Origin of the sequence: Oceanobacillus saliphilus, assembly GCF_023522835.1 — a bacterium.
Lineage (GTDB): Bacteria > Bacillota > Bacilli > Bacillales > Amphibacillaceae > Oceanobacillus > Oceanobacillus saliphilus.
In genome coordinates, this window is sequence record NZ_JALCZU010000015.1 from 1 (window position 1) to 13,414 (window position 13,414).

Annotated in this window: 11 protein-coding genes; 4 read left to right on the forward strand and 7 right to left on the reverse strand. The window is 37.4% G+C overall.

Annotated features, from left to right (window positions below; all coding sequences use genetic code 11):
- Window positions 1-199: 199 nt before the first annotated feature.
- The 3 genes from MN204_RS18650 to MN204_RS18660 all read right to left on the reverse strand — a co-directional run bounded on the left by MN204_RS18650 (window position 200) and on the right by MN204_RS18660 (window position 2,907).
- Complete coding sequence (locus tag MN204_RS18650) at window positions 200-418, reverse strand: hypothetical protein (protein ID WP_249872605.1); 219 nt, start codon at window positions 416-418, stop codon at window positions 200-202.
- A gap of 987 nt (window positions 419-1,405) precedes the next feature.
- On the reverse strand, window positions 1,406-2,008 hold the full coding sequence (locus MN204_RS18655; RefSeq protein ID WP_249872606.1) for a TetR/AcrR family transcriptional regulator: 603 nt from the start codon (window positions 2,006-2,008) through the stop codon (window positions 1,406-1,408).
- Between the two features lie 89 nt (window positions 2,009-2,097).
- On the reverse strand, window positions 2,098-2,907 hold the full coding sequence (locus tag MN204_RS18660) for an SDR family NAD(P)-dependent oxidoreductase (RefSeq protein WP_249872607.1): 810 nt from the start codon (window positions 2,905-2,907) through the stop codon (window positions 2,098-2,100).
- Between the two features lie 163 nt (window positions 2,908-3,070).
- Here MN204_RS18660 and MN204_RS18665 point away from each other — a divergent pair, with 163 nt between their 5' ends.
- Both MN204_RS18665 and MN204_RS18670 read left to right on the forward strand, forming a co-directional pair.
- Complete coding sequence (locus MN204_RS18665; protein WP_249872608.1) at window positions 3,071-3,814, forward strand: SDR family NAD(P)-dependent oxidoreductase; 744 nt, start codon at window positions 3,071-3,073, stop codon at window positions 3,812-3,814.
- Window positions 3,815-4,717: 903 nt separating this feature from the next.
- Window positions 4,718-5,488: an SDR family NAD(P)-dependent oxidoreductase gene (locus tag MN204_RS18670; protein ID WP_249872609.1), complete on the forward strand. Its 771-nt coding sequence runs from the start codon at window positions 4,718-4,720 to the stop codon at window positions 5,486-5,488.
- Between the two features lie 537 nt (window positions 5,489-6,025).
- Here MN204_RS18670 and MN204_RS18675 read toward each other — a convergent pair.
- From MN204_RS18675 to MN204_RS18685, 3 genes are read right to left on the reverse strand one after another with little or no spacing between them, the layout of a single operon-like run.
- Entirely contained in the window at window positions 6,026-6,358 is a 333-nt protein-coding gene (locus tag MN204_RS18675) for a DUF3870 domain-containing protein (protein ID WP_249872610.1), read from the reverse strand.
- 42 nt (window positions 6,359-6,400) lie between these two features.
- Window positions 6,401-7,588 carry a saccharopine dehydrogenase family protein gene (locus MN204_RS18680; protein ID WP_368858683.1) on the reverse strand — a complete coding sequence of 396 codons (1,188 nt, stop codon included), beginning with the start codon at window positions 7,586-7,588 and terminating at the stop codon, window positions 6,401-6,403.
- A 27-nt stretch (window positions 7,589-7,615) separates the two neighbouring features.
- Window positions 7,616-9,115, reverse strand: coding sequence for an aldehyde dehydrogenase family protein (locus MN204_RS18685; RefSeq protein ID WP_249872612.1), 1,500 nt, complete (start codon window positions 9,113-9,115; stop codon window positions 7,616-7,618).
- A 449-nt stretch (window positions 9,116-9,564) separates the two neighbouring features.
- On the opposite strand from MN204_RS18685, the gene MN204_RS18690 reads away from it, so the two are divergent.
- Window positions 9,565-10,908, forward strand: a complete 1,344-nt coding sequence (locus MN204_RS18690) for a sodium-dependent transporter (protein ID WP_249872613.1) — start codon at window positions 9,565-9,567, stop codon at window positions 10,906-10,908.
- Window positions 10,909-10,999: 91 nt separating this feature from the next.
- Entirely contained in the window at window positions 11,000-12,343 is a 1,344-nt protein-coding gene (locus MN204_RS18695) for a CoA-disulfide reductase (protein ID WP_249872614.1), read from the forward strand.
- Between the two features lie 130 nt (window positions 12,344-12,473).
- Here the strand turns inward: MN204_RS18695 and MN204_RS18700 are convergent, their stop codons facing one another.
- On the reverse strand, window positions 12,474-13,142 hold the full coding sequence (locus tag MN204_RS18700; protein WP_249872615.1) for a hypothetical protein: 669 nt from the start codon (window positions 13,140-13,142) through the stop codon (window positions 12,474-12,476).
- Window positions 13,143-13,414 lie beyond the last annotated feature (272 nt).

The window sequence follows — 13,414 nt, forward strand, 5'->3', positions numbered from 1 at the left end:
TAGATGATGAAAATAATTCAAATAAAAATGGTTCCGATCATCCAAAAACCGATGAACGGAACCATTTTTATTCATTTTGGCTAGTTATGTCCCAGCCTCATTTGTTTAACTCTTGCACCCGTTTAGCTTAAGTACATTTATTCACAAACCTCTAATTTATTTAGAGGTTTGTTTTTATAATTTTTTTTATGATTGTTACTCAAATTTCTCCAAGTTCTTGCAATTCTTCATACCCTTCTACAAAATAATCTCGGTCTTTTAAGCAAACAACTTTTTTTTCTGGACCTTCAGGCAACTCTACTTCACTAAGAAGTGAACCACATGTAAAACAATTACCCAATACTTCTTCAAGTGGGATTACATTCTCATCAGTATATTTTAAGTATTTTTCAATGTCGGCTTCACTAAAGCTTTTCATGTAATTCTCCTTTCTTTATTTTCTTTAATAATACAGTAAAGAACCCTTTTTTAGTTTCTTATTGAACTAATCTGCCCCTATCATAAATTCGACAAAAAGGGTGCTTCTCCTTCTTCCAGGATGGCACCAGTTCGTTTAAGTACAATCTTTCACAACACTTATGATTCAACACTAATTTTACTAATAAACTCCAATTAATCAAACTTATTTCAAATTAATTCCTCAGTCTTTTTTTGTCTACTATATTTACTTTTAGTCCTTTCCTACCCAAATGCCTTATCCATGCTTTTTTATTGTTAGGAAGTTTACCAGATAGCTATTGAACATCATCCTAATCGTTTACATAAGAAATGGTACTAATAGGCAAGAACGAAATAATTAAAAAATCAAGATAACTTTAAAAGGTACAACATTTTTTCACCTATAGTTCATAACACCTCTAAATGAAGGTCCAATAAAGTTATAGGGATACTGGAATCCCTCTTTTCTCTTACCTCACTATTCAACATTAGGTATGAAATATTACAAACCAACCTTCGTTTCTTTTCTCTTATTGTACAACCATAATAAATATCTGCTAAATCCCACCATTCCAACCCGCATTCGACCGTCCGAAAAATAATAAAGTTTTTCCTTGCCCCCGCTTTTTTCAAACTTTTTTTCAAAGAATTTGAAAAAACTATATTAATCATGAGAATAAAATTTTCCTAAACGAAATGGGAAACCCTCATTCTCAAAGGATTTCCCACTTTTTCAAACTTTACCCAAATTTTATTATCCAAAAATACTGATTTTAGAAAAAAATGATTAATTTGGAAAAAGATTTTATTAAAACTAACCTCTTAAGCTCATTCTCTCATTATTATACATTTATGGCATGTGAATGATTATTACCAAGTCAAAGTTCATGTACAGGAAGGAATTGACGAGAATTAAGATAATAGAAACTGAAAAACTAACTCTATTGTAAGCAACTTTGATATAGAGTTAATCCTTTATAAAACTTGCTAATTCCTTTCTATACGGTCCTTTAATTGAAAGTCTAAGTAAAATTGCAGTCATTTCTTTCGGTGAGTAAGGGTAGTCATTTTGCATCCACCAGACAATGCTATTGAAATATGCTCCAGTTGAATAATTTAACAATAGAGGAATTGGTACTAATATGTCATCGTCTGAAGCTCCATATTCGATTCCTCGTTTAATATACTCTTTTAGAATAAGAAGCATTTGATCAGTAAAATATTGATTTTTTTTATTCAACAAAAACACTTCATAGAAGGTTTTATTTTCTAATATGTGTTCAAAAAGCTTAATCATATTTATTGGTAATTCATTATACTTCATTTCTTTTAAAGGTGTTTTTTTGTCTATTACCAATGCTTTATTCAATTCGTTAAGGCTCTCTTCGGACATGCTGTTCAATAAATGAGTAGTATCTTTATAATATCGGTAAAATGTTGGTCTGGTTATTCCTGCTTTTTCACAAATACTTTTAACAGTAATTTCTGAATCGAAATCCTTTAATAATTTTAATGTTGCATTATAGATACTTGACTTTGTTTTGAACTGCCGTTTTCCAGAACTGACCATGAATCTCGCCCCTTCCTTTGTCAGTTTAAACTTAAATATAACATAAAAGGGTCAACACTTTAATGTGTTGACCCAAATATAGTTTTTATTTACCAATTAAGATTAGCCTTTTTCACATCTACTACTGTAGGATTATGAGCTAAAATCCCACCATCAGCATTAATTACCTGACCAGTAATATATTCTGATTCATCACTTGCTAAGTAAAGTGCCAAGTATGCGATATCCATAGGATTCCCAATTCTTGGTGTAGCTTTATGCTCTATATAGATATCAATTAATTTCTTTAAAGATTCTGGTGCATTTTCTACAATTGTTTCGTTTAATACCATCCCTGGAGCTATAGCGTTACAACGAATATTTTGCTTACCATATTGTATTGCAGTAGCTTTGGTCAAGGCGATAATTCCAGCTTTTGCAGCAGCGTATGCTGTTTTCCCCATTTCTCCCACAAGTCCACCCATGGATGAAGTATTTATAATAGAACCTCCACCACTTTCTATCATTAAAGGAATTGCATATTTTGATCCTAACATAACCGACCTCAAATTATATCGCATGGTTTCATCCCACTCAAAGATATCCATACCAGCAACATCTACATCATTTTGAAAATCCAAACGTGCTGCATTATTATGCAATATATCCAGTTTACCAAACTCATCTTTTGCTCTTAGAACCATTTCTTCAATTTTTTCAGGTTCACCAATATCTACAAACTGAGCAACCGCTGTTCCACCTGCACTAGAAATTTCTTTAACTACTCGTTCTGCACCTTCCATATTAATATCAGCTACAATTACCTTTGCCCCTTCTTGTGCAAATGCTTTTGCTGTAGCTTCACCCATACCTGAGGCAGCTCCCGTTATAATTGCAACTTTATTGTCTAATCTTCCCATATCAAACCCTCCTAATTTGTTGTAAACCCTTACAAATATGTTATAATAAATTTAACACTGTGTAAAGCATTTTGTTTATATTTATTTATATGTTAAATGAATCAATATAAAATGGGGTTTTAGTACTTTACACAGTGTATAATATTTAGTGAGGGGTTATAATATGAGACTAAATGGTAAAGTAGCAATTATTACAGGAGCAGCAAACGGTATGGGAGCAGCAAAAGCAAAACTATTTGCTAAAGAAGGTGCAAAAGTCGTAGCCACAGATGTAGATGAAGAAAATTTAAGCTCAATTGTTACAGATATAGTTGCTGACGGTGGTGAAGCTGTTGCAATTAAACAAGACGTAACTTCAGAAAAAGAATGGAAGACAATAGTCAATAAAACAATTGAACTTTATGGTAAATTAGATATTTTAGTAAACAATGCAGGGGTAGCGGTAAATAAAACAATGGCAGATATGGAAATGGACGAATGGAATTCTGTGATGGACGTTAATTTAAATGGTTGCATATTGGGTATGAAATATTGCATTCCAGAAATGCAAAAGACTGGAAGTGGATCAATTATTAATGTCTCTTCTATCGGTGGTATTGTTGGAATGGCAGGATCAAGTCCATACACTGCTGCTAAAGGTGCCTTGCGTGCTTTATCAAAATCAGCTGCAGTAGAATATGCAAAAGATAAAATTCGTGTCAATTCTGTACACCCAGGAATTATTGAAACACCAATGACTGCGTCTACAATGGAAGCTGCAATGCCGTATTACAAAACGCACACACAACTTCCATATATGGGAGAACCAAACGATATAGCATATGGTGTTTTATTCTTAGCAAGCGATGAATCAAAATTCATGACAGGTGCTGAACTGGTAATTGATGGTGGATGGACAGCTCTCTAATAACGATAAGATTTGATATAATTTATTACATTAATACTGGGAAATCCTTAAGGGATTTCCCAGTTGCTAACGCCCCTCCAACCCGCATCCCACCGTTGGCGTTAAAATCTCCTTTTGCCCCTCGATACTTTAATTACCATTTTTCACAATCTCCAACTAAAACATTTTTCTATTTTTACCGTATCAATGTCTTTATTAATTTGTATAATTTGTTTCTTTAGCCATTTAGACTTTTTAAAACTAAGTAAGTACATCATTTAAATAAATAAAGGTTCAAACTTAGAAGTACCTATCTTATCTTGATAAGCAATAATATTCATAAACTCATCTCCAAAAATATTAAAAAATCTTACCGAATGCCTGAATCAAGAATAGCACCAGATAGTGCAACAATCCTTCTAATCTAAATATACTATTTCACCATTTTCCTTTTTGCACGAACTGTTATTTTTTCTTCACATTGCTTTGGATTTTTTTATTACTATCTTCTACTTCATCAAATAGCGTAGATAATAGTGCTTCAACTTCACCTATTGTTGAAGGAAGTTTATATACCCCACCCATTAGCTCACCCCCTTAAAAGCATGCTCTATACCTTCTACTTCTCCAAATGCTTTAACTTCAATCCCTATCTTATATTTATTACCTCCTTCAAACGATTAATCCATATACGAAAAAATTAACTTTAAAACTGTTTCACTAATTAAAAGCTGGTTTTGTTTAAGTTCATTAGGGAACACTTTTTTATATGTTCCTTCTTTTTTGTATCGCATTCAGTCCAATCTACAAAACATATTAATGGACAAACTATTTTACAAGCGTTATAATTTAGTTGTAATTAAATATATATGAATTAAATATATATATATATTAATTAAATATATGAGGGAGAGATGATAAGATATGGGTAGATTAGATAATAAAGTGGTAATCATTACGGGTGCAGCAAGTGGTATGGGACTAGCTGGTGCTCAATTGTTTGCAAAAGAAGGAGCAAAAGTAGTTGCAACAGATGTCGTTGATGTGTTGGAAGAAAGGGTTCAGGAAATCGTAAACAACGGTGGAGACGCAATTGCCCTTAAACTAGATGTATCCAAGCAGGAGTCCTGGAAAGAAGTAGTCGAAAAAACTATTGAAAAGCATGGTAAAGTTGATGTTCTTGTAAATAATGCAGGTATTCATATAGCAAAAGGTATTCTGGAAGCTGAATTAGATGATTGGAATAAAGTTTTAGCAATCAATACTACTGGCGTATGGCTAGGAATGAAAGAAGTAATCCCTCATATGCAAAAAAATGGTGGGGGTTCCATCGTCAATACTTCATCTATTGCTGCTATTGTTGGGGGATTTGGTGACGGTAATGGAGCGGCTTACAGTGCATCCAAAGGGGCTGTCCGTTCATTAACAAAACACGCTGCCCAAAACTTTGGAGAACATAATATCCGGGTCAATTCCGTACACCCTGGTGCAATTTATACCGGAATGGTAGAAGCAGCTGGCATTCATAGCCAAGAAGAAATGGGTGCCATTTATGAAGGAAGAGCAGCTTTAAAGCCATATGCTGGAGAGGCGATGGATATTGCTAATGCCTATCTATATTTAGCATCCGATGAATCAAAGTATGTCACAGGGTTAGAGTTAGTTGTTGACGGAGGTTGGGTTAGCAGATCCTAAATCAAAGGAATGCAGATATCTATCAATAAACAAATAAAAAGTAAGGACATGATAGCCCTCATGTTCTTACTTTTTCTGTTGGAAGTTGCCCGATATTTCTCTATAAGAGTTTTTCACTCGCTTAAATTTTCAAATTCATTTCTATAACCATCCCTTAAATTATCCTGCATTTTAATCCAACTAAATAAGCCTACCTCATTTTACTTCTATAAAATTGACAAAAAGTATTTAACCTTCCTCAAGTAACCTGCCCCGTTAGTTTAAGTGAAAATTTCACAATCTCTGTATTACTCTATTATCAACTTAACATAAATATCCAAATGCCTTTGTTTCTCATCGTAATTCACCTGTTAAATCACAGAAAAGTCACAAGACGGAAATGTTTATTTCTGTCTATATGAAAACGAGTGTGATTTCCTATGCGAATTGGAAATCAAACAGCGACAAATATTTATATAAAAATAAAAATATCGCAGTGAATACGACTGCGATATTGCTTGTGAATGTCTTGTTTGCACCTCTGAAGTAAGCCCATTACTATTCATAAGGGTGGGTTTCTTGATTACGTTTATAGTTTTCGTATTGTTTATACAAATCGTTTAATGCTGAAGCAAGTGCATTTCCTGCTTTTCCCAAATAATGCTGCTTCACTTCTTCAATCGGCTTTGTTATCCCATCCTGCAAACTATGTCCCCGCAGCAATTGGTGGACGAATTCCTTGCCATGATCTGTTGCGAGTGTGCAATTCGCTGCAACAATGACGGCATATTTTTTATCGATTTCAGCAGTAATTGTCAGCGTTTCATAGATGCTTTTTGCAGCCATTCCTGATGGCAGCCTTGCGTGTCCTGCAATAAAAATTGTATTCACTGTTATCCCACCACTTTCATCATCAGATATTACTTCATTTACTTAAACAGATGCAGGCTTTTCGATGCGTTCGGACTCGATGATTTGTACGCCCCGTTTACTCATTTCCTTTATATACTGTTCACCAGGTACTATACGTTCGGGTGGGTAAACACCTTTTTTTGAAAGTGTTCCGCTTGCAATCATCTGGGCAACTACCGAGATTGTATTTGCGGTCGCCCTTGCCATTGCAGTTACATTTGTCTCTCTATCTTTATAGGTTGTCATTTCATATTCATAAGAGACACTTGTTCCTTCTTTTTCTCCAGATACTATCACCCGCAATAGTACGGCATCATCCTTATCTCCAAGTTCAACTATCGGATCCAGGACTTTCAACAAAACATCCCGAGGCCTGACCAATCTACCATCCACATTGACATGATAATCATTTCTTGTCAGATTTAAATCGACGAGTAACTTAAATTTTTCTGCATGCCCCGGATAACGGATCGTTTTATATTCCAGTGTTTCCACATCCGGAAAAGAAAGAGGAAGCGTGGAAGTTCCCCCTGATGTATGGAATGCTTCGAGTGGACCGAATTTTTCAAAGTGAATCTTTTCGACCTCACTAAGCGAAGGAATTTCCTGCCTGATGCCATTCCTAATTATTAATGATGGATCTGTATAGTGATCAAAGACCCCTTCCATAGAAAATACGTGATTATATTCTATTGGCTGCTCTGGCTTGACTGGAATACCGCCAACAAACAGTTTAATTGATTTGACTTGATCGAGCTTACTTGCACCATACCCAGATAAAATATTAATCATCCCTGGTGCGACACCGAGGTCAGGTATTAGGGTAACACCTGCAGCTCTTGCTTCCTCATCCAACGCAAGTACTTTATCGGTCATATGGCCGATATGCCCTCCGAGATCTACGGAACAGACTCCAACTTCTATAGCTGTTTTCGCTACAATCTCGTTAAATGAATAAAACAGAGCATTAATAATGACATCGAAGTGTCTCATATACGCAGCAAGTTCTTTTTCGTCTGATGCATTCACCTCGTATGCTTTTATCTTGGGTGATTGAAGTTGATCACAGACTGATTTTGCACGGTTGATATCGATATCCGCAAGCCCTACATAGGTAACGTCTTCACTTGCTGCCAAATCACGTGCTGTTTCTTTTCCCATTAATCCGGAACCAAGTACTCCTATTCTCATATGGTTCACTCCCTGCAGTTTTTAATATATAATTCTATGAATAGCTTATGATTCTACATCGATTTGTGCCCGTTGCAATTTCCCGCTATAATCCACATAAATTGCTTTCCACTCCGTAAACACATCCAACGCTTGAACACCTGAGTCTCTATGGCCATTTCCGGTCCCTTTCGTGCCTCCAAATGGCAGATGAATTTCCGCTCCGGTAGTTCCTGCATTTACATATACGATTCCTGTATCAAGATCTCGTTGTGCCCTGAACACACGATTAACATCATTCGTGAATATGGAACTAGACAGACCGAATGTCACACCATTATTTACTTCGATTGCTTCTTCAAAGCTTTTAACAGGTATGATGGAAACAACAGGTCCAAAGATTTCTTCCTGTGCAATTCTCATTCCGGCACTGGCATCGGTAAATAATGTTGGCGCAAAATAGTACCCTTTTTCGTGGGACCCTTCCTTAAGTTCATATCCGCCGGCTAGTAATGTTGCTCCCTCTTCCCTTCCTATCTCCATGTAGCTTTTAATTTTATCGATTCCGGATTGATTAATGATTGGCCCAACCTTAATCGATTCATCCAGCCCATTACCTATTGTCAGCTTATCCATGGCAGCCAGCAATCTTTCCTCAAGGGGCTGCTTTACTTTTTCATGAACGATAACGCGACTGCAGGCAGTACAGCGTTGGCCGCTTGTTCCGAAAGCACTCCATAGAATTCCTTCTACAGCAAGGTCCAAATCAGCATCATCCATTACGATAACTGCATTTTTCCCACCCATTTCCAGTGATACCTTCTTCAATTGCTTCCCACATTCGCTGGCAATATTTCGTCCTGTATCATTTGACCCTGTAAACGAAATAACGCGAATATCTTCATGATGGACCATTGCTTCTCCGACAACTGAACCTGAACCAAATACTACATTGAGAATTCCTTTAGGGAGTCCAGCCTCTTCAAAGATTTTGGCAAGCTCATAAGCCATGATCGGCGTTTCCGTTGCAGGCTTCCAAATAACCGCATTTCCTGAAACAATTGCTGGGAATGACTTCCAGGTAGCAATCGCAATTGGAAAGTTCCACGGCGTAATAATCCCGACAACTCCGACAGGGCAACGTTGACTCATTGCGAATTTATCCTTCAATTCGGCTGGAGTAGTCTGGCCGAATAAACGCCGTCCCTCACCAGCCATATAAAACGCCATATCGATTCCTTCCTGAACCTCACCACGTGCCTCTTCAATCACCTTGCCATTTTCCATCGTAAGCAATTGAGACAATCTTTCTTTTCGCTCTTTCATTATATAACCGACGCGATATAATACTTCTGCCCGTTGTGGCGCGGGAACAAGCGCCCATTCTTTCTGTGCTTTCTTTGCTGCCTGTACTGCAGCATCTACACTTTCTGCTTCGGATAAAGGTACTTGGACGATTTCTTCCCCTGTCGCCGGATTGGTTACAGTCTGCGAGTTATTTACCTCTACCCATTCCCCATTAATAAAGTTTCTAAGTTTTCGAACATCTAATGATAGCGCTGTCATAATTTTACCTCCTTCTAAGTAAATGAAGTTTCTTCCCCCGACTGTTGAGACTAGTTAAATGGGAGTATTGCATTGTCTTACCAATAAAGAAATCCCATCATCTTAAGTATAAATGAGTACAAACGAATTGTACAACTGTTTTTAAAATACTGAATTTAATTCAGAAACGTTGTATTTTACTATTTACCACTTAACTTTCGCCCATTAAAATAAGTTCAAACAAGTCATTCATGTAGCGCAAGACCAGCGCTACACAGAAGTGCGATAATAAAAAATGAAAATGAACGAAAAGGCTCTAGATTTGATATACCAGATCTCCGAGACAAACCGGGAGATGCACCCTACTTCCAGATGGTTAGAATTTGTTTTAGTTATCCTAAATTTAAAGCATAACTAGTATATGTTATACTGATTAGATATTTATCTGGACAGAAAGGATTTCGACAGCTATGGAAAAGAAGAAAGATCAATGGTCGACTAAACTCGGCTTTATATTATCATCCGCAGGGGCAGCGATTGGCCTTGGAGCTATATGGAAATTTCCTTATATGACAGGAATGAATGGTGGAGGCGCATTTTTCCTCCTGTTCATTGCATTTACGATTATTATCGGCCTCCCCTTATTGATTGCAGAATTTATTATTGGGAGAGGTGCACAGAAGGAAGCTGTCAGTGCTTACAAGACACTTGCACCAAAGTCTCCGTGGTCTTTTATCGGAATTTGGGGTGTTGTCGGTGCTTTTATACTTATGTCATTTTACAGTGTAGTAGGTGGATGGGTTTTAATTTACAGTGCGCTTTCCATACCAGGATTGGTTATTCAAGACAATGCAAACTATCCTGAGCTATTTGCGACAATTACCGGAAATCCCCTTCTAACTATTTTTGGACTGGCATTATTCGTGCTCATCAATATGATTGTCGTTTCATTTGGGATTAAAGATGGTATCGAGAAATCGAGTAAACTTTTAATGCCCTTACTATTTGTATTCTTTATTGTGATTGTTATTCGTTCCGTTACATTCGAAGGAGCAATGGAAGGCATCCGTTTCTTCCTTCAGCCTGATTTCTCCAAGCTGACAGGTGAAAACGTGTTGTATGCACTTGGACAGGCATTCTTTTCATTAGCGGTCGGTATTTCTGTTATGGTTACTTACAGCTCCTATCTAAAAAAAGACGTCAGCCTGCCAGCAGCTGCTGGATCTGTCGGGATAATGAATATTTTCGTATCCTTGCTCGCTGGTCTCGCCATTTTTCCGGTCGTATTTGCTTTTGGACTGGAACCGGCGGAAGGTCCTGGACTACTTTTCATCGTACTTCCTGAGGCTTTTGCCCAGATGCCATTCGGTGAGGTTTTCCTAAGTTTATTTTTACTGTTGTTTCTATTTGCAGTTTTAACATCTTCATTCAGCATGCTCGAAATCATTACGTCCGCATTTACGGAGAATACGAAAAGATCACGTAAAAAAGTTTCGTTCATTGCGGGATTGATTGTTTTTATAGCAGGTATTCCTGCTGCATTGTCTTCCAACCTGCTTTCTGACTTTAAACTAGGTGGCCTGACTGTTTTTGATGCGAGCGACTTTTTGGTAAGCAACATTATGCTTCCAGCCGGATGTTTGTTCATAGCTTTGTTTATCGGATTTAGAATGGATAAGACTTTGGTCAAACAGGAATTTTCCTATGGCCACCATCTGCCTCACAGTTTGTATCAGGTGTGGTATCAGTTGATACGTTGGGTCGTCCCAGTCACGATAATTATCGTTTTTCTCAGCTCATTAGGGGTATTATAAAAATAACTAGCTATACACCATTTCATTGTAAAATCAATTGGATCGTTGAACGCTGAAAGGCACGTAAAACTTACCTAAAGGAGAGAATGGAATGCCTCAGAAAATTATTATTGTCGGTGGTGTTGGTGGTGGAGCTACCGTTGCTGCCCAAATACGCAGAACCGATAAAGATTCAGAGATTTTGCTGTTTGAAAAATGCGGGTATATTTCCTTTGCTAATTGCGGGATGCCTTATCATATCGGAGGTACTGTAGAAAAACGGGACACCCTATTATATCCAGTGGAAAAATTCGCTGAAAAGTATCAGGTTCATGTCCATACAAACACGGAAGTCACCTCCATCAACAGGGAACATAAAACCATTCAATACGAAGTGAACGGAACGAACTATGAAGCATCCTACGACAAATTGATCGTATCTCCCGGGGCAACTCCTATTGTTCCGAATGCGGAAGGAATTGCTAATAGCCGAACCTTCACATTGCGGACCATCGAGGATATGGACCGTATCAATGAGTTTATTAGCAACTTCAAACCCAAAAAGACGACAATCATTGGAGGCGGCTTTATCGGTTTGGAAATGCTTGAAAATCTGCATGCATTAGGATTACATTGCACGATTATCGACCGTTCCCCGCAGTTACTCAAAAATTTAGATGCGGATATGGCGGAGATCATCGAGGATTATTTGAAAGATAAACATATCGACGTAATAGTAAATGATGGATTAGAGGCGTTTGAGAAAGATGGGAAAACGTTAGTATTAAACAGCGGAAAGAAAATACATACCGATATGACGATATTGGCAATCGGTATTAAACCAAACACGAAGCTGGCTACAGAAGCATCCTTGGAACTTGGAAACTCTGGGGCAATCGCAGTGAATGCGTATATGCAAACAAGTGACTCGGATATCTACGCTTTGGGAGATGCTGTTGAAGTTCGAGATTTCCTGACAGGTTCACCGAAAAAAATCGCACTGGCATGGCCAGCGCACAGACAAGCATATATTATTTCCAGTCATTTAAATGGCAATCCTGTACCATATAAAGGGAATCTCGGTTCTGCTATCCTGAAGGTTTTTGATTTGACCGTGGCCACTACCGGTCATAATAGTGCAACCCTAAAAGAGGAAGGAAGAATATTTAAGCATACATTTCTAGCAACCTATTCACATGCTGCATATTATCCAGGATCGGAGAAGTTATGGATTAAACTATTCTTTAATGGAGATACCGGTTTACTGTATGGTGCGAATGTTGTTGGATTTGATGGTGTTGATAAGCGCATGGCAGTCCTTGCTACCGCTATTAAAGGAAAATTGACGGTTCATGACCTTCCTGAACTGGAGCTTGGCTATTCACCAGCCTATTCCAGCTCCAAAGATCCAATTAATGTCATTGGATATAAAGCACAGGAAATGCTTGCGAACTAAACCGCTTGGACTGGACATGGCTTTTTTTGTTCATCAATAGTTGCCCTAACTACATTTATACTGCTACGTATAACAAATAGAGACATCCCAGCCATCGAGGACCGGGATGTCTCTATTAAATATGAGCATATCAATCAGCTTCGAATTGATAAATCAGTTCGTATTTAGTCTCATTCAACAATTCTGCCACATGAATACGCACTCCATGGCCAAACACGATTTCATCATCTGTCATCGCAACAATCATTGCTTTCGTATTATTCTGTACGTCCATATAAATATCCCCAACAGCGGGTTTGAGCGCATCATCATTTTCAGCGAGATAGCTAATGGATTCATCCTGCAGCTGCTGTTCTTCAGGTACAAGATTTTTATCATAATATGCTATTTCCTGACTCGCATCCTGTCGCCCAGGCACCATTACAACGTATTCATTATGTTTGACACCATTATCCCGTGTCGTTATCACATTTCCGTCTTCTACACTTTCCACTTTTTCGATCTCGTTCAAGGAGTAATGGTCGAGAAAATCAGGTGCAGGTTTAACGATCAGAATATAATCACCTGGTTGTGGCTTTGCATACTGGTCAATCGTATAGCGCTTGCCGTAGAAAATAAATGTATCATTATGTTTCGGCTTATAGTGCTCGATATCACTGGCTTTCGTCAGTACTTGTTTCATATCCTTCAAACGATACATATGGACTGATTTCTTGAACATATGTTTTACCGAATACACTTTGTGAAGTTCATTTTCGTAAAATACAAATTGTCCTTTTCTTACTTGATATAGCTTCATTTTGTTTCCTCCTCATATGACTCCTTGTGTTCATTATAACTATTTTAAGAATAAAGTAAAAAAGTAACTTAACTGCTTACTTACTTGCAAAAAATTAAATAGAGTCCACAATTATATTCCCTTAGTTTGCAGTCTTTTAAACATAGAAATGTATCATACATGAACTGTCCGAAAAATGACTATTTCGGTTAGTATAACCTTGCGTGGTTAAAATAGATTTTCGCTGTCGTATTTTCAGCAGGATGATGAAGTTCCATTTGAAGCGAAAAATT

Excerpts from the sequence above, each read along its gene's own strand:
- MN204_RS18650 (WP_249872605.1), bottom strand. The coding sequence starts at position 418 with ATGAAAAGCTTTAGTGAAGCCGACATTGAAAAATACTTAAAATATACT.
- MN204_RS18655 (WP_249872606.1), bottom strand. The coding sequence starts at position 2,008 with ATGGTCAGTTCTGGAAAACGGCAGTTCAAAACAAAGTCAAGTATCTAT.
- MN204_RS18660 (WP_249872607.1), bottom strand. The coding sequence starts at position 2,907 with ATGGGAAGATTAGACAATAAAGTTGCAATTATAACGGGAGCTGCCTCA.
- MN204_RS18665 (WP_249872608.1), top strand. The coding sequence starts at position 3,071 with ATGAGACTAAATGGTAAAGTAGCAATTATTACAGGAGCAGCAAACGGT.
- MN204_RS18670 (WP_249872609.1), top strand. The coding sequence starts at position 4,718 with ATGGGTAGATTAGATAATAAAGTGGTAATCATTACGGGTGCAGCAAGT.
- MN204_RS18685 (WP_249872612.1), bottom strand. The coding sequence starts at position 9,115 with ATGACAGCGCTATCATTAGATGTTCGAAAACTTAGAAACTTTATTAAT.
- MN204_RS18690 (WP_249872613.1), top strand. The coding sequence starts at position 9,565 with ATGGAAAAGAAGAAAGATCAATGGTCGACTAAACTCGGCTTTATATTA.
- MN204_RS18695 (WP_249872614.1), top strand. The coding sequence starts at position 11,000 with ATGCCTCAGAAAATTATTATTGTCGGTGGTGTTGGTGGTGGAGCTACC.
- MN204_RS18700 (WP_249872615.1), bottom strand. The coding sequence starts at position 13,142 with ATGAAGCTATATCAAGTAAGAAAAGGACAATTTGTATTTTACGAAAAT.